This window comes from Cocleimonas sp. KMM 6892 (genome assembly GCF_035798195.1).
Taxonomy (GTDB): Bacteria; Pseudomonadota; Gammaproteobacteria; order Thiotrichales; family Thiotrichaceae; genus Cocleimonas; species Cocleimonas flava.
Window position 1 is genome coordinate 396,181 of sequence record NZ_JAPFBV010000005.1, and the last position, 18,869, is coordinate 415,049.

Annotated in this window: 21 protein-coding genes; 11 read left to right on the forward strand and 10 right to left on the reverse strand. The window is 39.1% G+C overall.

The window, feature by feature from the left end; translation table 11 throughout:
• The first annotated feature begins 18 nt into the window (after positions 1 to 18).
• From OO007_RS15685 to OO007_RS15695, 3 genes are all read left to right on the forward strand, one after another.
• The gene (locus tag OO007_RS15685; RefSeq protein WP_325809496.1) at positions 19 to 912 is read left to right on the forward strand and encodes a hypothetical protein; all 894 of its coding nucleotides are present in this window, start codon (positions 19 to 21) and stop codon (positions 910 to 912) included.
• A gap of 63 nt (positions 913 to 975) precedes the next feature.
• Positions 976 to 1,491, forward strand: a complete 516-nt coding sequence (gene rplI / locus OO007_RS15690; RefSeq protein WP_131907026.1) for a 50S ribosomal protein L9 — start codon at positions 976 to 978, stop codon at positions 1,489 to 1,491.
• Between the two features lie 307 nt (positions 1,492 to 1,798).
• A complete protein-coding gene (locus OO007_RS15695; protein WP_131907027.1) occupies positions 1,799 to 2,188 on the forward strand; it encodes a DUF3461 family protein in 390 nt (129 codons plus the stop codon).
• Positions 2,189 to 2,225: 37 nt separating this feature from the next.
• Here OO007_RS15695 and OO007_RS15700 read toward each other — a convergent pair whose 3' ends face one another.
• Both OO007_RS15700 and OO007_RS15705 read right to left on the reverse strand, forming a co-directional pair.
• Positions 2,226 to 2,969, reverse strand: a complete 744-nt coding sequence (locus OO007_RS15700) for a lipoprotein intramolecular transacylase Lit (RefSeq protein ID WP_325809497.1) — start codon at positions 2,967 to 2,969, stop codon at positions 2,226 to 2,228.
• 9 nt (positions 2,970 to 2,978) lie between these two features.
• Positions 2,979 to 3,791, reverse strand: coding sequence for an inositol monophosphatase family protein (locus OO007_RS15705; protein ID WP_325809498.1), 813 nt, complete (start codon positions 3,789 to 3,791; stop codon positions 2,979 to 2,981).
• Between the two features lie 67 nt (positions 3,792 to 3,858).
• On the opposite strand from OO007_RS15705, the gene OO007_RS15710 reads away from it, so the two are divergent.
• The 5 genes from OO007_RS15710 (at position 3,859) to OO007_RS15730 (ending at position 6,401) form a co-directional block, all read left to right on the forward strand.
• The gene (locus OO007_RS15710; RefSeq protein ID WP_131907030.1) at positions 3,859 to 4,179 is read left to right on the forward strand and encodes a DUF3301 domain-containing protein; all 321 of its coding nucleotides are present in this window, start codon (positions 3,859 to 3,861) and stop codon (positions 4,177 to 4,179) included.
• 241 nt (positions 4,180 to 4,420) lie between these two features.
• Positions 4,421 to 4,621 carry a dodecin family protein gene (locus OO007_RS15715; protein WP_131907031.1) on the forward strand — a complete coding sequence of 67 codons (201 nt, stop codon included), beginning with the start codon at positions 4,421 to 4,423 and terminating at the stop codon, positions 4,619 to 4,621.
• A gap of 193 nt (positions 4,622 to 4,814) precedes the next feature.
• Entirely contained in the window at positions 4,815 to 5,621 is an 807-nt protein-coding gene (locus OO007_RS15720) for an enoyl-ACP reductase FabI (RefSeq protein ID WP_131907032.1), read from the forward strand.
• Positions 5,614 to 6,132, forward strand: a complete 519-nt coding sequence (locus OO007_RS15725) for a cupin domain-containing protein (protein WP_325809499.1) — start codon at positions 5,614 to 5,616, stop codon at positions 6,130 to 6,132. The genes OO007_RS15720 and OO007_RS15725 overlap by 8 nt, the downstream gene beginning before the upstream one ends.
• Positions 6,129 to 6,401, forward strand: coding sequence for a Rho-binding antiterminator (locus OO007_RS15730; RefSeq protein WP_325809500.1), 273 nt, complete (start codon positions 6,129 to 6,131; stop codon positions 6,399 to 6,401). Before OO007_RS15725 ends, OO007_RS15730 begins: the two co-directional genes overlap by 4 nt.
• A gap of 168 nt (positions 6,402 to 6,569) precedes the next feature.
• On the opposite strand, the gene OO007_RS15735 is transcribed toward OO007_RS15730, so the two are convergent.
• The 6 genes from OO007_RS15735 to OO007_RS15760 form a co-directional block, all read right to left on the reverse strand.
• Positions 6,570 to 7,322, reverse strand: coding sequence for a hypothetical protein (locus OO007_RS15735; RefSeq protein WP_325809501.1), 753 nt, complete (start codon positions 7,320 to 7,322; stop codon positions 6,570 to 6,572).
• Between the two features lie 125 nt (positions 7,323 to 7,447).
• Positions 7,448 to 7,852, reverse strand: a complete 405-nt coding sequence (gene mutT / locus OO007_RS15740; protein ID WP_325809502.1) for an 8-oxo-dGTP diphosphatase MutT — start codon at positions 7,850 to 7,852, stop codon at positions 7,448 to 7,450.
• 14 nt (positions 7,853 to 7,866) lie between these two features.
• The gene (locus OO007_RS15745) at positions 7,867 to 8,673 is read right to left on the reverse strand and encodes a polysaccharide deacetylase family protein (protein ID WP_325809503.1); all 807 of its coding nucleotides are present in this window, start codon (positions 8,671 to 8,673) and stop codon (positions 7,867 to 7,869) included.
• Between the two features lie 286 nt (positions 8,674 to 8,959).
• Positions 8,960 to 10,171: a bifunctional glutamate N-acetyltransferase/amino-acid acetyltransferase ArgJ gene (gene argJ / locus OO007_RS15750; protein ID WP_325809504.1), complete on the reverse strand. Its 1,212-nt coding sequence runs from the start codon at positions 10,169 to 10,171 to the stop codon at positions 8,960 to 8,962.
• Positions 10,172 to 12,916, reverse strand: a complete 2,745-nt coding sequence (gene secA, locus OO007_RS15755; RefSeq protein WP_325809505.1) for a preprotein translocase subunit SecA — start codon at positions 12,914 to 12,916, stop codon at positions 10,172 to 10,174.
• A gap of 364 nt (positions 12,917 to 13,280) precedes the next feature.
• A complete protein-coding gene (locus tag OO007_RS15760) occupies positions 13,281 to 14,201 on the reverse strand; it encodes a M23 family metallopeptidase (RefSeq protein ID WP_325809506.1) in 921 nt (306 codons plus the stop codon).
• A 44-nt stretch (positions 14,202 to 14,245) separates the two neighbouring features.
• Between OO007_RS15760 and OO007_RS15765 the strand changes: the two genes are divergently transcribed.
• Entirely contained in the window at positions 14,246 to 14,665 is a 420-nt protein-coding gene (locus OO007_RS15765) for a hypothetical protein (protein WP_131907040.1), read from the forward strand.
• Between the two features lie 100 nt (positions 14,666 to 14,765).
• Here OO007_RS15765 and lpxC read toward each other — a convergent pair whose 3' ends face one another.
• Both lpxC and prmB read right to left on the reverse strand, forming a co-directional pair.
• Positions 14,766 to 15,680, reverse strand: coding sequence for a UDP-3-O-acyl-N-acetylglucosamine deacetylase (lpxC, locus tag OO007_RS15770; RefSeq protein ID WP_131907041.1), 915 nt, complete (start codon positions 15,678 to 15,680; stop codon positions 14,766 to 14,768).
• A gap of 175 nt (positions 15,681 to 15,855) precedes the next feature.
• Positions 15,856 to 16,782, reverse strand: a complete 927-nt coding sequence (gene prmB / locus OO007_RS15775; protein ID WP_325809507.1) for a 50S ribosomal protein L3 N(5)-glutamine methyltransferase — start codon at positions 16,780 to 16,782, stop codon at positions 15,856 to 15,858.
• 82 nt (positions 16,783 to 16,864) lie between these two features.
• On the opposite strand from prmB, the gene asd reads away from it, so the two are divergent.
• Both asd and OO007_RS15785 read left to right on the forward strand, forming a co-directional pair.
• Positions 16,865 to 17,716, forward strand: coding sequence for an archaetidylserine decarboxylase (gene asd / locus OO007_RS15780; RefSeq protein WP_325809508.1), 852 nt, complete (start codon positions 16,865 to 16,867; stop codon positions 17,714 to 17,716).
• A gap of 148 nt (positions 17,717 to 17,864) precedes the next feature.
• Complete coding sequence (locus tag OO007_RS15785; RefSeq protein ID WP_325809509.1) at positions 17,865 to 18,167, forward strand: hypothetical protein; 303 nt, start codon at positions 17,865 to 17,867, stop codon at positions 18,165 to 18,167.
• Positions 18,168 to 18,869 lie beyond the last annotated feature (702 nt).

The following is an 18,869-nucleotide window of genomic DNA, read 5'->3' on the forward strand; positions in this document are numbered from 1 at the left end:
ATAGATAGGAAGAACTAAATGATGGCCGGCTTTATAATGGCAGGCCGGATACAAGCAGCGATATTTGTTGTTTTATCCACCCTGATTTCATTACTATTTCCACCCCTTATCGTTTTCAATAATGCAGCTATTGCATTAATAACGTTACGTAAGGGTTGGCAACAAGGGATCATTTACACTCTACTTGCTAGTGTCACTCTTTTAATCATTAGTGTCGCTTTAGATCAACAAGCAAGTAGAGGCTTCTTAGCAGGTTTAGCCAACTGGTTGCCTATGGTAGTTATAGCAAGTGCGCTTGCCATAACAAAATCATGGAGTAAAACCTTACAGCTAGTTCTGCTAACAGCAACAGCAGGTGTTTTATTGTTTCATTTCATGCAACCAGATGCAGCAGCATACTGGAAGCCTGTATTAGAACAGTTCAAGCCCCTGCTTAAACAAGGCTATCAACTTAGCGATGCCAAAATTGATGAGAGTATCAATGATGTCGCAAAGTGGATGACAGGAACATTTGCCGCTGCCCTAGCATTGATATCAATACTATCATTGATCATCGCGAGGAATTGGCAAGCAGTATTGTATAACCCGGGTGGTTTTGGTGAAGAGTTTCGCCAGATTAATTTGGGCAAACAATCCGCTATTGCAGTACTAGTAGGTATAGCAATAGCAGTACTCACCATGAATCAGCTAGTTGTTGAACTCATTATGGTGGGGATTGCAGTTTTTATGTTTCAGGGCTTAGCTCTGGCACATGCCTTGGTAAAAAAACATAACTTGAATAAAGCCTGGTTAATTGGCCTCTATTTAATGATGTTTTTATTGCTGATACAAATGATTGTACTGCTTGCAACTTTCGGAATTATTGACACTTTTGTTGATTTTCGCCGTAAGAAACCAGGCAACTCAAATTAAAGATACTTAAAGAATACGTTAATTAAATAGATAACCGGCCCAAGGGTCGAAAAGGTGATAACCATGCAAGTTATATTAATGGAAAGAATTGAGAACTTAGGAGCGATCGGCGATATCGTTTCAGTTAAATCTGGATACGCACGTAACTTCCTAGTTCCTCAGAAAAAAGCAAAAACTGCAACGAAAACTAACATTGCAGAATTTGAAACTATTCGTGCTGAACTAGAAAAAGCAGCAGCAGAAACGACTAAAGCAGCCGAAGATCGTCTTGTTGCTATCAACGGTGTTGGCGAGCTTAATATCGAAGTAAGAGCTGGTCAGGAAGGCAAGTTGTTTGGTTCGGTTTCTAACCACGAAATCTCTGAAGCAATTATTGCTAAAGGCGTACATATCGAACGTCGTGAAGTTCGTATGCCAGAAGGTCCTATTCGCGCTATTGGCGAGTACGATGTACTTATTCACTTACACACTGATGTAGAGACTACTGTTAAAGTAATCGTTACTCCAGATGCTGATAGTGATATGGAAGTTGTAGAGAAGCAGCCTATTGGCACATTTGTTGACGAAGACGACAGATAAGCTAAAAAGCATTAAGCTTGAAAAGCCTGCGATGATTAATTTCATCGCGGGCTTTTTTTTATCTGCCATTTATACCTTAAAGACTTATATTTCTTAGCGTTGAAGATCATTACAACTTTGATTTATATCGCTTTATTATGCATAAAATCATGCACAAACAGCAAAATGGGTCTAATATCTCTATTTAACACACCCCCCTACTTATAAGGGGTTTTTTAATATGTGAATTTTTAATTAGCATATCAATTCCCAGCTAAAGTAATTGATAGAATGTTAATACCAACACTACTTTTAATTAGGAGACAATATGTCAGTTAATTATCCTTCTCTTCATGAAATGGGCATCCAAAACCCAGAAGACATATCAAGATACTCATTACAGAATGTTAATGACGTAGACATTTTACGCGTTGTCTATAAACGTCAGAAAGGCTCTTTATTGCCGCATAGCAAGAAATTCAGATTTGCTCGATCTAAGCGCATGGTTGTAGCAGACAGTGGAACTAACAGCACTGAAATTCTTAGTGAAATTTCTCCGTTCTTGAATAAAGTTATCGATGAACTACATCAGGTGGTAGAACTGAAACATACTCATCAAGAGCATAAAGCGATCATACTTGATGAAATCAACAGACTCGAAGAGGAAGTTCACACCAGAATGACTTACATTAAATCGTTAGTAGATAAGCTCGACTAACAATAAATTTATCTTTTCTAAAAAGCCCATGCATTCGTTATGCATGGGCTTTTTTATATGCACCTAATAGTATTGGCAAGCTAAATAGCTTCAAAATGATACTCGTCAAAACGATTGATAAAATAATCCATATCCCAGTGATATAAGCAAAAATTACAGGCGCTTTCATCATGGTACTCATCAATGAGTCTTCATAGAAGAAAAACCATTGATGTTCATCTGGAAATGCCCAGACATGTAATTGATTGAATATTTTCTCAGGGCCTAATAACAATAATAATCCACATAAGATTATTAAAATCAGCGCACTCCACAAAAATTGGACAGCATCAGGCATCCCCACTTTTTTCATTTTAAGAACAATTACAACAAACAGCCAAACAGTGATTAATACAAGCATTAGCGGCTTAATTTTATCCAGCAATACAGCCACGTCTTTCAAATGTACAATCTCAGGCTCAGTGAGCAATGGCGTTAACTGGGTTGTGCCTTGTTGATTGCTCGTCGCATAGCTAAGTGCAGATAAACCCTCACCATGGTTATGTATGGCATCAACAATGCCTAAAAACAGGCGGGCCCGTTCCTCTTTAGAAGTCTTTTCGAAACCTAACTTATTTTTTCTATTCTTAGGCGCATAAATCTCTATATGCTTATCAATACCGACCACATCATGTAGCACCGGATATAAAAAATTTACTTTAGCTAACATCCCCCAGCTGACAGGCAAGGTTATGACAAACGTTAACAACAAGAATCCTGCCCACAGTGATTTGCTTTTCATAGTTGGTGCTTATTGTTTCTCTTGATCAATTAGAAAATATTTCCACTGATCAAATAGCTTTTTATCCGGTGAGATCAAAACAGAACGAGGCTTCATCGACGGTCTAAAAACATCTTCACCTTCAAGTGTACAGGCATGACCTCCTGCCTCGGACAAAATTAGAGTACCTGCCGCCAAATCCCATAACTTCATTCCACCGTGCAAATACAAATGCCCTCTATTGGCAGCCATCCACGCCCATTCAAGTACGCAACTACCCAAATTTCTTTGGGATTTATAAGGTGCATGGGAAATTAAGCGTTGCACGAGATCAGGCTTTAATCGTTTAAAATCAACAATAGCAATAGACTTGTTCAAATCAAAACCACTCTCGCCACATTTTAGCACTTCACCGTTTAACTTAGCCCCCTGCCCTTTAACCGCACTAAACATCTCATCTCGAAGTGGATCGTAAGTAATTCCAATTTGCACTTCACCGTTAACAAATAATGCGAGCGAGGTAGCAAACAAAGGAATGCCGGCAGCAAAATTACTGGTTCCATCTAGAGGATCTAAGCACCAGAGCTTTTCCGAGTTCTTGACCAAAGCTTCCTGTTGCTCTGGTTCCATTTCCTCGCTTAAGAAATCGATATCTGGATATCGCTCTGCCAAGGACTGGCGAATTCGCTTATCTGTAGATAAATCTGCTTCGGTTAATAAGCTACCATCTCCTTTCACCACAAAATCTATCTTATTATAACGAGGCAGAATTTCTTCTTTCGCAACCTCTCGAATAATATCTTCTAGTTCTCTTAGTTCTGGCAACTCTATCTCTGGTAACATACTTTTCATCTTGAATTTTAATTATTCGGCATCATATTTATCCATAAGCTCTTACATATACTAACAAATGACAAGCATAATAATACTACTCATATTGGCTAGCATCGCATGGTTTTGGATGAATTCCGTTCGCGCCAAAGAAATAGCTCTGCAGGCTTCAGCGAACGCATGTAAGGAAATTCACGCACAATTTCTGGACCAAACGGCCTCACTGAAGTCTTTAAAACTAATTCGTACTAACACTGGGCGAATGGGATTCCAGCGTGTTTATCGATTCAACTTTAGTTTAGACAGAGATAGTCGCTTAGACGGTTATGTCGAAATTAATGGCTACAAAATAAATAAAGTTTTTCTCGATGAAGCTGATGGTGCAACCATCTTAAAATAGTCTTTAAAATATATTTTAAACTAATAAAGACAGTCGATTCATCACATTCACGTCATCGCAAATAAATAACACCTTCTAATTTGAACGACTACACTTTAATTGCCTACAAACAATTGCTAACGTCTGTAGGTCAGCTGTAATTTAGCATTAAGCTATAGACGTCACAAAGTCTCGATAAAAGACAAAAATGTAAGAAACTATGAAAGACGAAAAAAATAATTACTAATCAAAGGAGTTAAATATGTCAGTAGCAAAAGTAACAGAAATCACATCAACATCAACAAAGAGCTTTGAAGATGCTGTCGATAATGGCGTAGAACGCGCTAATAAAACACTTAAGAACATCACGAGCGCATGGGTTGCGGATCAAAGCGTATCAGTAGAAGGCGGAAAAGTATCTGCTTACAATGTACGCCTTAAAGTAACATTTGTTCTAGATTAATCATTTTCATTTAGTGATATTTTTAGATAACACTAATGCTAAAAGATAAAATCAAAACGATTCCCATGATGAATTTCATGGGAATCACCTTTCTCAAGACCCCGCTTACAGATTGTAAGTGCATAAGATTGTAAAAACCTCGCCTGAGTCGTATTATTCCCTCTTTCAATTAGAAACAAGCAAAAGGAATTTTATGGGCTTTTTAACCGGAAAACGCGCCATTATTGCGGGTATCGCAAGTAATAAATCAATTGCCTACGGCATCGCACAAGCTATGCATCGTGAAGGTGCTGAACTGGCATTCACCTATCAGAATGAACGTCTAAAAGGTCGTGTTGAAAAATTCGCCAATGAGTTTGGATCAGATATCGTGCTTGAGTGCGATGTAGGTAGTGATGAATCGATTGATGCATGCTTTGCCGAGTTAGGTAAAAAATGGGATGGCTTAGACATCCTTATCCATTCAATTGGTTTTGCCCCGAAAGAAGAACTGGAAGGCAGTATTGTCGATAATACTACTCGCGAAGGTTCTAAAATCGCGCACGATATCAGTGCTTATAGTTTCCTCGCTATGGCCAAAGCGGCTCGACCACTAATGAAAGGTCGTGAAAATCCTTCTATGCTGACACTTAGCTACTTAGGCGCTGTATCCGCTATACCAAACTACAATGTCATGGGCATGGCAAAAGCAAGTCTTGAGTCGGCTGTACGTTTCATGGCATCAGACCTTGGACCAGAAGGTATTCGTGTCAACTGCATCTCTGCTGGCCCTATTCGCACCCTTGCCGCAATGGGAATCAAAGGTTTCCGTAAGATGTTAGAGCAATTCTCTGGGGCGGCTCCGTTACGCCGTAATGTTACTATTGAAGAAGTAGGTAACGCAGCAGCTTTCTTATCATCTGACCTGGCTTCCGGTATCACAGCAGAAATTATGTATGTTGATGGTGGTTACAGCACCGTAGGAATGACAGGAATCAACCCTCCTGCCGAGAGTGAGTAACATCACAGATAATACCCGTAAATACCTTTTAACCGCTTCTGATATAGGGGCGTTAGAAGGACAGGAAATTACCCACTTTCTCAATCCTAACGCTATAAGATTGAATAAGTCTCTGGGAGATGCTGTCGGCATGTCCCAGATGGGCGTTCACATGATCGCTGTTGAACCGGATCGTGATTCCACTGAATTTCATAAACACCAATACGAAGAAGAATGCATTTATATTCTTGAGGGTAGTGGTGAGCTAACGATAGAACAAGATACCTATACTGTGACTAAAGGTGACTTTATTGGTTTTCCTGCGAATGAAGTCGCCCACAGTCTATTTAATAACAGCAATGAGACACTTTTCTGCCTAGTCATGGGACAGCGCTTAAAACACGATATTGGCGATTATCCTAATCAAAATAAACGAATCTATCGTCACAATGGCAAAGCTGAAGTCGTTGAGTATGAAAATATCGCTTATCCTAAAACACACGCAGGCAGAAAGGAAAGTGACGAGAAATGACCTATACCCCAATTCAATGTCAATTATACGACTATATTGAGATTGCCTGTTTAAGGCATTATAAACTCTCTATAAAATTAATGGATGGAAGCGAAATTCAAGGGCGCGCCGAAACAACCAGAATCGCAAATAAACAGGAGTTTTTGCTTGTCAGTACTGAAGTAGCGGCCGATATCAATCAAGATATAACCCAGATCAGACTGGATAAAATAAAATCTATTACCGCCTTAGATAAACCTGCCGAATTTAGCACGGTTGAAATAAACTGAGTTGATTTTAATAGACGTTAGATATCGTAAATACAATAATCACGATATATGCGTTTTACATTGATGTAATGCTTATTAACTCTTCAATGTACTTTTAGCTTTAAAAAATAGAATAAAAACCCACCCCCCTACTTTGAGCGACTTTTTTTGCTCTTTTATAAAATCATACTATCTAAACGAAGTGAAGCCATTACTAGCAAATGGTGATCCCCCAAATCCTGCCATTGGCATCGTGGACATTGGCGACATAGGAGATATAGGTGACCCGAAACCACTCATAGGTGAGCCGTAACCAAAGCCAGTTGAACCTAGTCCATTTCTCATCGGAAAACCCAGCGATGGATAAGCCGAAGAGCCAAAGGCATTCATTGGCATTCCTCCGTTATAAGCAGGAAAAGATTGTCCAAAATTATTATAGCCAGCATAACTCGCAAATGGATTATATTGATTAAGTCCAAAAGGCGTCATTCCAGGTATTGCGTTAGGTGCATAATATTGAGCTTGATACTGGTTCTGCGGATACTGAGCATTAGAGTAATATCCTGCATACCCCTGATTCGAATAGTAAGTCTGTTCAGGATAGGCATTATTATATAACCCGGAATAAGGGTAAGCACCGTAACCATTCAATCGTGTTTGATAATTATTGTTGTATTGCGCTTGATAGGGGTTTCCATAAGCGCTCATATAACGACCATTATTTCCGTAATAACGATTATTATAATTATTGCCGAACATTTCCTGCATCCAGTACATCGGCGTCCATACCGGCCAATCGTTATAACTATTATTGCCAGAATAACCATTAAAATAATTAGTGTTGTTACCAAACCAACCATTAGCGTGAGCCGTATTCAGACTGAACAGCAGTGGTAGTACAATGATTAGTTTAAGAGATATTTTGTAGATGGATTTTTTCATATCTGCTCCGATAAGAAAATATATGTAAAAAAATAAGTAAATAGCATTTCTTTGACAGAATATTCAAGCTAAACATGAAGCAACATAACAAAGTCAAACTTAACTGAAACTTAGCAAGTTTCTACTCAAAGATGTTTGATTATATTGACTATCTCTACATTGGCGATAGGAAATTCGTAGTCGTCTATTTCTGAAACAGTCACCCAGCGAATCGGTTGTCCTTCAACCCCTTTGGGTTCGCCCCGCCAATCTCTTACATCAAATACATCAAGAATGACTGTCTTGCTATTGTCAGGGTTCTCTTCGATATATTCATGGGTGATAGATGTCATTTCTGAGCTCGATTGAATATCGATCCCTAGCTCTTCCATAATTTCTCTGTGCAATGCTTCCTGACTGGTTTCGTTGGCTTCAACTTTGCCTCCGGGAAATTCCCATTTATTTCCCTGATGTTGATCTTTAGAACGTTTCGCAATCAGAACCTCTTTATCCTGATTAATAATCACCGCGACAGCAACACGTATAATCAACTCTTATTCTCCTTCTATCTCTTCTTGAAGTTTTTCTTCACATCAGTCAATGGAACAAAATCAGCCGCACAACGTAATTTAGGAATCCAACGCGCTAGGTTATTAGCGGTAAAAACACGACCTTCATGTTCGTTTTCGAACACGCCATCATGAAACAAAACCACACCATCTCGACCACGACCTTTACACATTTGCCCCATCACGTTATCCAGAATTTGATCACCGTGTTGGTATTTTTCATTCCAGTCATAAGCGGTCATTTCCCAGCCAAGATGCTCAAAGCCAGCTTTCTTAAGGGCTTCCATCACCTGTGGCTGATCTTTCTGATTAAACCAGCCATCGCCATAAGGCAGTCTAAAAACGGGTGGTTGCGTGGTAAAAAATGGCTCAAGGATTTTCTTAGAATCAAGAATAGTCTTATTCAATTCAGCCAAGCTAAGCTTACTATGATGATAATGTTGATAACTATGAGAACCAATGTCATGCCCTTCACTTTTTATGCGCTTAAGCGTATTAAAACGCTGCTTACACAGTTCTAGTGACTTACCCGGTTTATATTGTTTACAGTCAACCTTATTGCCCAAAATCAAAAAAGTGGCTTTAATGTTTTCGCGTTTAAGCACATCAAGAATTTTAGGTGTAACACTACCCACGCCATCATCAAAACTTAAATGCAATCGATGTTTTTTTACAGGACACTGATATTGAGCGCGCACTGCATTGCAGTCTTCTCCAGCAAAAACCTGAAAAGCCATCAACGGATTAACCAGTAATAATATAAAAAACAGGCTATAAGTGGGGGGGTGTATTTTTATTTTCATGTATTTGTCTTCATTTATTTAACGAGATATTTTTATATTTGCCCGGTTGATTTTAGACTCACCTAACTGATCAATAAATGAGTTTTATCATACGTACAATAGCTTAGTTTGAAAATCCCGACATTAGTTCATATTCATCGAACCCGATAATTAATAGCGAAGTTTATGACCACTAAATCATATTAAGCATTACTACTGTAAAGTAGAAACGCCAGATACGTTAAACGCCCAAGATGGGCGTTTAATATTGATTCTTTCTACAAGCTAACGTCTAGTAAGCCGTTAATCAACTTCGATAATCAGCATTTATTGTGATGTAGTCATGAGATAAGTCCGAAGTCCAAACATGGGCCTTGGCATCCCCCGTATTTAACACCACACGAATGGTAATTTCTTCTTTATTCATCTCTGCCTGACCCTGCTCTTCCGTGTAGCTATCAGCAGGTTCCCCAGATTCAATCAGCAGGGTATCACCCAAATACAGGGTTAACTTACTGATATTGATATTTTCAACAGGAGCACGCCCGATCGCTGCAACAATTCGTCCCCAGTTTGGATCACTGGCAAATAATGCCGTTTTGACCAAAGGTGAGCGCGCAACCGTGTAGGCTATTTCTTTTGCATAATCATAATCTGGGGCTTGTTCAACACTGACAGTGACAAATTTAGTGGCACCTTCAGCATCTCGAATAATTGCCTGTGCAAGCTCCTGACAAACATCGCTTAGTGCCGAGATAATCTTGTCACTATTCTTTTCATCAAGCTGAACACCAGACTTACCTGTTGCCATTAACACAAATGAATCATTCGTCGATGTATCACCATCAACGCTAATTGAATTAAACGTTTGCGTGGTAATGTCCTGACAAATAGCTTCCAATTCAGATTGCTTGATAACTGCATCAGTTGCCACATAAGACAGCATTGTCGCCATATTCGGCTCAATCATTCCTGAACCTTTAGAAATGCCGGTAATGGTAACTGTTTCGCCATCAATCTCTAATTGCTTACTCACGCCCTTATGAACCGTGTCAGTCGTCATGATTGCTTTGGCAGCACGCATCCAGTTATTCGCATCCAGACTCTCGATTAACGCTGGCACTTTTTCAACGATCTTCCAATAAGGCAATTGCTCACCTATTACACCCGTTGAAAATGGCAATACGCAATCCAGATTACACATACCTTCTTCTGCTACTTCAGCACAAATAAGATCTGCTGAAGTCATGCCTTCTTCGCCCGTTCCGGCATTAGCGTTACCTGAATTAATGACTAGGTAACGAATACCATCAGTGGTCTTCAAGTGCTCTCGACAGATAGTTACAGGTGCCGCACAAAAAGCGTTCTTGGTGAATACACCTGCGACACTAGAGCCTTCAGAAACCTCGATTAAGGTTAGATCATCTCGATCTTTATAACGAATATTGGCTTCTATTGAAGCTAATCTCACTCCCTGTACAGGAGAAAGCTCAGAAGCAGGTATGAAATTAACAGGCATTTAGGCTAGCTTTCCATGACATTGTTTATATTTTTTTCCAGAACCACAAGGACAAGGATCATTACGTCCAACCTTTTCAACATCACGTTTGAACGGCTTCATAGCCTCAGGTGGTGGTAGATCAGTGGCAGGATCACTTGACCCTAATGCGCTTTCTGCATCAGCGTGGACAAAATCCAGATCGACTTCTTCTTGCTCTTGTAAGAGTTTTTGCTCTTCTTCAAGCGCTTCTAAATCTTCAGGAACTGTGATTTCCAGGCGCGTTAAGAAAGTCACCACGTCTGTTTTGATTTTACCCAACAGCTCTTCGAACATTTCATAAGCTTCACGCTTATATTCCTGCTTTGGATTCTTTTGTGCATAGCCACGTAAACCAACACTCTGACGTAGATAATCCATAGAAGCCAAGTGTTCTTTCCAGTGTGTATCGACAACATGCAACATCACATCACGTTCTAATTCACGCATACGTTCAGAACTGATCAAATCTTCTTTGATTTTGATCATACCCTGAATAGACTGAAGGATTTTCTCTCTCAACGTTTCTTCGTGCAACTCATCATCAGAATCCAACCAACCTTGAATATCAAGATCTACCGACATTTCTTCTTTAAGGTGCTTGGTTAAGCCCGGAATGTCCCATTGCTCAACAATACTTTGACGTGGAATATACTGATCAATGGTACTTTCAACCACATCTTCGATGAATGAAGCTATCGACTCTTCAACGTCTGCGGCTTCAAGAAGCTCTGCACGTTGCTCGTAGATCACTTTACGCTGATCATTGGCAACATCATCGTATTCAAGTAGGTTTTTACGTATATCGAAGTTATGCCCTTCAACTTTACGCTGAGCATTTTCAATCGATTTACTCACCATTTTTGCTTCAATCGCTTGCCCTTTTTCCATACCTAAGCGTTGCATGATCGCTTTAACACGATCCGAGGCAAATATACGCATTAAGTTATCTTCCAGAGACAAGAAGAAGCGAGAAGAACCAGGATCACCCTGACGTGCAGCACGTCCACGTAACTGATTATCAATACGACGCGACTCATGACGCTCTGTACCAATAATATGTAAACCACCTGCAGCAATTACGGCATCATGACGCTTCTGCCATTCAGCTTTTGCGGCTTCTTTTTGTGCCTCAGTCGCATCTTCACCTAATTCTCTTAGGTCAGCATCTAGAGATCCACCTAAAACGATATCAGTACCACGACCAGCCATATTGGTTGCTATGGTTAAAGCCCCCGGCTGACCAGCATTTTCAATAATATTCGCTTCACGTTCATGCTGCTTAGCATTTAGTACTTCGTGCTTGATGCCTTTTTCATTAAGTAAACGAGAAAGCACCTCAGATGTTTCAATTGACGCCGTACCTACTAAGACTGGTTGACCTTTCTTCTGGCAGTATTCGATTTCTTCTGCGATTGCCTGATATTTTTCTTCCTCAGACATGTATACCAAGTCATTACCATCTTCACGAGCCAATGGCTTGTTTCCAGGAATAACAACCACTTCTAAACCATAGATTTCTTGAAGCTCGAAAGCTTCGGTATCAGCCGTTCCTGTCATCCCTGATAATTTGTCGTATAAACGGAAATAGTTTTGGAATGTGATAGAAGCCATCGTCTGGTTTTCGGCATTAATATGAACGCCTTCTTTAGCTTCAACAGCCTGATGTAAGCCTTCTGACCAACGTCTTCCAGGCATTGTTCGACCAGTGAATTCATCAACGATAACAATTTCGTTATCGGTAACGATGTAATCTACGTTTTTCTGGAAAAGGTTATGTGCGCGCAGTGCCGCATTAAAGTGATGCAATACAGAAATGCTTGAACTGTCGTAGAGGCCTTGCCCTTCAGGCAAAATTCCTGCTTCTTGTAATAGCTTCTCAGCAATCTCATGACCATCATCTGTAAGGAATATCTGCTTACCTTTTTCATCGACAGTGAAGTCGCCCGGCACAGTAATGTTTTCTTCGTCTTCGCCTTCTTGACGTTTCAGATTAGGAACGATTTTATTGATTGCCGCATAAAGCTCAGAAGAATCTTCCGCCGCACCAGAAATAATAAGTGGTGTTCTGGCTTCATCAATAAGAATTGAGTCAACCTCATCCACGATCGCAAAGTTTAGCTCGCGTTGAACACGTTCTTCTTTGTGATGAGCCATATTATCGCGCAGATAATCAAAGCCGAATTCGTTATTGGTACCGTAAGTAATATCACATTGATAGGCTTGCTGGCGTTGCGCCTGATCCATCCCATTGACAATAATACCTGTCGATAAACCGAGGAAACCATAGAGCTTAGCCATCCACTCTGCATCGCGTCGAGCAAGATAATCATTCACCGTGATGACATGAACACCTTTACCGGGAAGCGCATTTAGGTAAGCAGCTAGCGTAGCAACTAAGGTTTTACCTTCACCCGTACGCATTTCACAAATCTTACCTTCATTGAGCACCATTCCACCAATCATTTGCACGTCGTAATGACGCATATTCATGGTTCTTTTGCCTGCTTCACGAACAGTAGCAAAAGCTTCTGGTAATAACTCATCAAGCGTTGCACCTTCTTTCAGACGATTTCTGAAATCTTGTGTCTTTGCTTGTAGTTGTTCATCAGTTAAAGCTGAATATTCTTCATCTAGACCTGCGATTATTTTAGTATTTTTGGTATAAGCCTTAACCAGCCTGTCATTACGACTACCAAAGAGCTTTTTGGTAACTTTTCCGAACATATTTATTTTTTTCCCCCGGATAACCGGAATATTTAGGGATCATTGCGCGAAATCATGATGAAATAAAAAAGCGTAAATTTCAGATTTGTCTTAAAAACAAGGTTAATAGCACGGCTATTTACCGCATTTTTAGGAGAAATCTGGAAGTTTTACGCCATTTTAATCCATCAAACATTTCGTGCAAAAATCTCATTTAATAACTAATCACTCGTCCCCACGAGAAATTTGCAGAATAGTGTTTGATATAGGGGTTTTTCTACGTAATACAAGAGCAACCCGCATATAAAAAAGCGCATTATATTACAACTAAACAGTTAAGTACCTTAATGACTTGTTTTTATTATTATCTAATTCTGACTATTAGTTATTTTTTAAGGTTTTTCAGGGCGATATTAATAAACCCTTCTGGGTTAGTCGGCTTATCATTCTCCCACACCTCCAAATGTAGATGTGACCCTGTCGCTCGTCCGGTTTTCCCCATAGTCGCTATTTTATCGCCCTTGTGAACCACGTCACCCTTCTTTACGAGTATTTTTCGTAGATGCGCATACCGACTTTTTAAAGCATCTGAGTGGTGAATTTCTACGACATTACCATAACCTCCTTTTCTACCCGCAAAGGTAACAAAACCACTTCCAATGGTATTTATTTCAGTACCTAGCTTTGCCGCAATATCAATCCCGTTGTGGTGCCGTTGATGACCATTGATAGGATCTCGACGCTTACCGTAAGCCGATGAAATATAGCCTGTTTTAACAGGACTGGAATAAAATCCAGCAGTTGAGAATGACGCTTTCGAAAAATTATTGGATTTACTAGAAACGTTATTTAACTTTTGGAAGCTGACTTTCTGTCGCTTCAAGCGGCTTTCAATCAATTCTATGCTTTTTATCAAATCTGACTCATCAAGTGTTTCCGAGTTTAGATCCAAACTATTATTATTCGGAATAAAACCACCTCTTGCAGGCGTCTTATCAAGATGAAAAGCTGCAATATCGATTTCATTATTGGTCGCGATTGTTTTGCCTAAGGTATTAAGCCGGTCTATTTCTGCCTCTAATGCCGAAGCTTTCTTTAACAGAAGATCGAATTTATTCAGCAATCTCTTTTCATTATGAGAAATCTGCAAATTTTCATCACTGTATTTTGAATAGTAGTTTTTAGCGGCAAGCGCAGTAATAACCAGAAGGGTTAGTAACGATAAGGGTAAAATTATATGGGACCACAGTTTCACTGTGTATTTCTGATGGTGACGTCCATTGTCACTTAAGAAGATAACTTTCATGGTATGCTTCAGTTCTAAATCGTATCCATACGAAAGTCACTACAATGAAGAATATTAATCAACTCGTTAACTCCCAACTGACGGGAAGTATAAAAAGATACGACAAACTGTCAGATTTTGTCTATAAACTGATGCACCTGGATAAATCCAAACATAATCTTTGGGTTATCACGAAGCAACAACAACTCACATTATTGACCGATAACCCCTATTTAGGCACACAACTTCAATATCAAATGAATGTTATTTGCGCTGAGATTAATAAACATTTCTTGTTAGAGTTAAAGAAAACGAAAGTTAAGATAGTTCCTCCGACTGCCACTCCTGCAAAGCCGGATAATAAACTGTATGAAATAGGTGATAAAGCCAGCGCGATTCTTGCCAACATTGCTGAAGAGATTGATGATGAAGAACTAAGGGAGTCTTTGCTTAACTTAACAGTAAACAAGAATAAAAGAACGTAAATTACATCATTCTTTAAAATACACAAATTGTAAAAAACGCCTGTAAGTAGGGGGGTGCCTTAAGTTCTTCCTTGTAACGCCTGTTTAGGCGTAAAACTCACTAAGCTAGAAGACAATTGTCACCGACGTATAATTGAGGCGGTTTTTCATCAGAAGTGAGTGTTACTACTTCCCAGCTATCTTGGTTTTTTAACAATTCTAAAAGCAATAAATTATTGATCGCATGACCAGATTTATGTCCATGGTATGCACCGATGATGCCATAGCCTAATGTATAAAGGTCGCCGATTGCATCCAGCATTTTATGCTTTACAAACTCATCGTTATAACGAAGTCCGTCCTTGTTTAATACTCGGTACTCATCCAGTACAACGGCATTACCGAAATTACCACCTAAGCCAAGATTTTTTGAACGCAGCATTTCAACATCGCGCATAAAACCAAAGGTTCTGGCACGGCTAATTTCACTATTGTATGACTCTATAGATAAGTCATGCTCTAGTGTTTGTTTCGTGTCTTTTACAGCGGGGTGATCAAAATCGATTTCAAATGAAACCTTAAATCCATCATAAGGTGTGAGCTCAGCCCAGCCTGAATTATTTTCAAATCGAATAGGTTTCTTGATGCGCACTAATTTCTTAGGACGACTTTGAGTTTCGATACCTGCAGATTGAATAAGGAAGATAAAAGGCGCTGCACTTCCGTCCATAATAGGGACTTCAGCTGCATCAAGATCAACGTAAACATTATCAATACCTAAACCTGCAAACGCAGACATTAAATGCTCGATGGTTGAGACTTTTACGCCGTCTTTAACCAACGTTGTACTAAGAACAGTCTCACCGACGCTTTCAGGTTTTGATTGTATTTCGACCACAGGATCAAGATCCACACGCGTGAATACAATACCAGTATTGGCTGCAGCCGGACGCAATGTCAGATTGACTCGCTTACCAGAATGCAGTCCTATACCCACTGTGTTAACAATGCTTTTTAATGTTCTTTGAGCTAGCACAATGTCCCCTAAGACCGTTTGATTTTTCTATTGAATAAGCGAGTTTAACGTTATTTACGTTACTGAATGCTTAACGAATTATTATATCACACTTTATTTAAGAATCTATTTCCACAAAAAAGTTCAGATATAAATATCATAACGCATCAGATCACAATTTGGATCTGAAACAATATTAATTATTCGTAATGAATTCCTGTAGTTGCTGCTTGGTTAACATGAACACGCCATCCCCTCCTCTTTCAAACTCAATCCATTGAAATGGAACCTGAGGGAATTCTTGCACTAAAGCGTGCTGACTATTACCTACTTCAACGACTAAAATACCTTCATCATTAAGGTATTCAGAAGCTTGAGCGAGAATTTGGCGCGTACAATCTAACCCATCATTACCAGAACTAAGGCCAAGTTCTGGTTCATGATGGAATTCATCTGACATGCCATCAATATCATCCTTATCAACATAAGGGGGATTGGTCACAATAATATCGTAACGGCGTTCTCCTATATTTGAAAAGAGATCTGATTGGATTGCAGTTATTTGTTCAGATGCATCATGTTTTTCTATATTTATTCTAGCTACATCCAGAGCATCTTCTGACAAGTCAGCTAAATCTACTTCTGCATAGGGGAAAGCATAAGCACAGGCAATACCAATACAACCGCTACCCGTACAAAGGTCTAATATATTTTCAACTTCATCTGGCATTACCCAGGGTTGAAACTGGTTTTCTACTAATTCCGCAATGGGTGAACGTGGCACTAAAACACGCTCATCAATGAAGAACTGCAAACCTGCAAACCAACCTTCTTTGGTTAAATACGCTGCAGGTACTCTTTCTTCGATTCTACGTTTTAATAATGTAACTATTGCATGTTTTTCTGTTTCAGTGACTTTTGATTGCCAGTAGACATTAGGTGTATCTACAGGAAGGTTTAAAGCACGTAATACAAGGTATACTGATTCATCTAAAGGAGAAGACATTCCATGCGAATAACTTAATTCAGCATCTACAAATCGACTCGCTCCCCATCGCATAAAATCAGTCAATGTCGAGAGCTCTTTGTTAGCTGCATCGTAATCTACAATCTGTTTTGTCATTACTATAGTTTCCCTTTAACGAATGCCGTATTATCCTTTTTTTATGCTTTATTTCATTAACTAATTAACCGATCTTAAATAAATGAATGCTTCTCTATTAGATTATCTCAAATCAGGTGCGCTATATGCGTTACCACACCATTTTATTTCTCGTATTGTATTTAAGTTGACCCGAGTTAAATCTCCATTAGTGCCAAAAGCGATTACTTTATTTAGCAAAGCATTTGACGTGAACTTAGCTGAAGCGAAAAATTCTGATCCTACCAGTTACTCAACGTTTAATGAGTTTTTTACGCGAGAATTAAAAGAAGGATTAAGACCTATTTCAGACACACTAATTGTAAGCCCTGTTGATGGCACTATTAGTGAGTTTGGTGATATAAAAAATGGGCAACTTTTGCAGGCGAAAGGTATTACATACAGCCTAGAGCAACTACTTGGCGGAAATAAAGAAAGAGCAAGTCTTTATGATAATGGGCAGTTTATTACCATCTATTTATCACCGCGTGATTATCATCGTATTCATATGCCCTGCACTGGCAAATTAACAGAACAAGTTCATATACCAGGCCGTCTTTTTAGTGTCGCCAAACATACCGTTAAAACCGTCAAAAGTATTTTCGCTAGAAATGAGCGCGTTGTGGCAAGTTTTGATACTGAGTATGGTTCTATGGCGATGGTTTTAGTCGGCGCAATCAATGTAGCAGCGATAGAAACCGTGTGGCACGGGCTCATTACACCACCAAAAGGTGAGACAACTACAGCCAAATCATATAAGTCTAAAGATATTCAGTTAGAGAAAGGTAAAGAAATGGGGCGTTTCAATATGGGCTCTACCGTTATTTTAGTTTTTCAAAATAATGCACCTAAACTAAGTGACTCATTGAAGGTTGATCAAACACTGCAATTAGGAGAGAGTCTGTCTGAGACATAGACAACTGATTTCTCTTAGTTAGAAATATTGATACAAACAATTTTATTAACATTAAGATCCCTATTCATTTTAAACGCTTACGGGTTCCATAGCAGGGTTTGTTAGATTATCCTTAAGCAATTATTATCATTATCGGAGGACAACAGCAGTGATCACGGTTTCAAAGATTTTCTTAGCGATGACTCTATCGACTTTGCTCGTAGCTTGCAGCAATGCCCCAGTTCAGACTAAAAGACTAAACACTGTAGAAGATCTTGTAGTAGGTGCGGAAAGAGTACTTTCAAATAATACTAACCCAAACGCCAAGCAATATGCTAAACAGAATTTAGATACTGCAGGTGCTTACTTATTAACGTTAAGAGATAACAAAAAAATATTATCTGATGACCAATTAAAAAGGTATAACGCGCTTACTCAACGTATTTCAGTTTTACAAAAGCAAACTAATTAAAAAATAGTATAAATGACTATGCCATCAATATTCGATGGCATAGTCATTGTCTCTGTTAATTAAGACACCCCCCTACTTTAGGGCACTTTATTTTCAATAAATTTCTACTAATAGTTTCTGCTGAGACAGAGTATTTAGTTTAAGTTCTTTTTAAATCCATTCATTAAAAACACCTTCCTTAACAGTTAAACAATGTAAGAAACAGTCTCTGTTTTCCTTATGTAATTATTGTTAAGTAAATATTTTTATTCATGATTCATGAATAGGCTTGTTCTCCTAAGTTATTATCTGTATTAATTTATTTCGAATATGACCTGTAAATATTTCTGACTAGCCAGCTTTATACTAATGTTAGATTCATCTATTTCTGATCTATAGGCACCCCCGTACTTATGGGCACTTTTTTTATTTTATCCTTTTCATGTAATAAAGACGTCTTTCAGGTAGATCTGTGATCTGCCACTCAAAGTACTGTCGCCTATGAACAACGCATGTATCTACATTAAGTCCACAGATATTGCATATCTCAAATCAAGGTTGGTCGATCTGTCTTTAAGATAATATAGGGGGTAGTTTGATATAAATCGCAGGCATAAAAAAAGCCCGTTCGCTAGAACGGGCTTTTAGGATAATAACTTGGTGATGACCTACTTTCACATGGGGAAGCCCCACACTATCATCGGCGATGACACGTTTCACTTC

Coding starts and splice junctions, on each gene's coding strand:
- OO007_RS15685 (WP_325809496.1), top strand. CDS start 19: ATGATGGCCGGCTTTATAATGGCAGGCCGGATACAAGCAGCGATATTT.
- rplI (WP_131907026.1), top strand. CDS start 976: ATGCAAGTTATATTAATGGAAAGAATTGAGAACTTAGGAGCGATCGGC.
- OO007_RS15695 (WP_131907027.1), top strand. CDS start 1,799: ATGTCAGTTAATTATCCTTCTCTTCATGAAATGGGCATCCAAAACCCA.
- OO007_RS15700 (WP_325809497.1), bottom strand. CDS start 2,969: ATGAAAAGCAAATCACTGTGGGCAGGATTCTTGTTGTTAACGTTTGTC.
- OO007_RS15705 (WP_325809498.1), bottom strand. CDS start 3,791: ATGTTACCAGAGATAGAGTTGCCAGAACTAAGAGAACTAGAAGATATT.
- OO007_RS15710 (WP_131907030.1), top strand. CDS start 3,859: ATGACAAGCATAATAATACTACTCATATTGGCTAGCATCGCATGGTTT.
- OO007_RS15715 (WP_131907031.1), top strand. CDS start 4,421: ATGTCAGTAGCAAAAGTAACAGAAATCACATCAACATCAACAAAGAGC.
- OO007_RS15720 (WP_131907032.1), top strand. CDS start 4,815: ATGGGCTTTTTAACCGGAAAACGCGCCATTATTGCGGGTATCGCAAGT.
- OO007_RS15730 (WP_325809500.1), top strand. CDS start 6,129: ATGACCTATACCCCAATTCAATGTCAATTATACGACTATATTGAGATT.
- OO007_RS15735 (WP_325809501.1), bottom strand. CDS start 7,322: ATGAAAAAATCCATCTACAAAATATCTCTTAAACTAATCATTGTACTA.
- OO007_RS15745 (WP_325809503.1), bottom strand. CDS start 8,673: ATGAAAATAAAAATACACCCCCCCACTTATAGCCTGTTTTTTATATTA.
- argJ (WP_325809504.1), bottom strand. CDS start 10,171: ATGCCTGTTAATTTCATACCTGCTTCTGAGCTTTCTCCTGTACAGGGA.
- secA (WP_325809505.1), bottom strand. CDS start 12,916: ATGTTCGGAAAAGTTACCAAAAAGCTCTTTGGTAGTCGTAATGACAGG.
- OO007_RS15760 (WP_325809506.1), bottom strand. CDS start 14,201: ATGAAAGTTATCTTCTTAAGTGACAATGGACGTCACCATCAGAAATAC.
- OO007_RS15765 (WP_131907040.1), top strand. CDS start 14,246: ATGAAGAATATTAATCAACTCGTTAACTCCCAACTGACGGGAAGTATA.
- prmB (WP_325809507.1), bottom strand. CDS start 16,782: ATGACAAAACAGATTGTAGATTACGATGCAGCTAACAAAGAGCTCTCG.
- asd (WP_325809508.1), top strand. CDS start 16,865: ATGAATGCTTCTCTATTAGATTATCTCAAATCAGGTGCGCTATATGCG.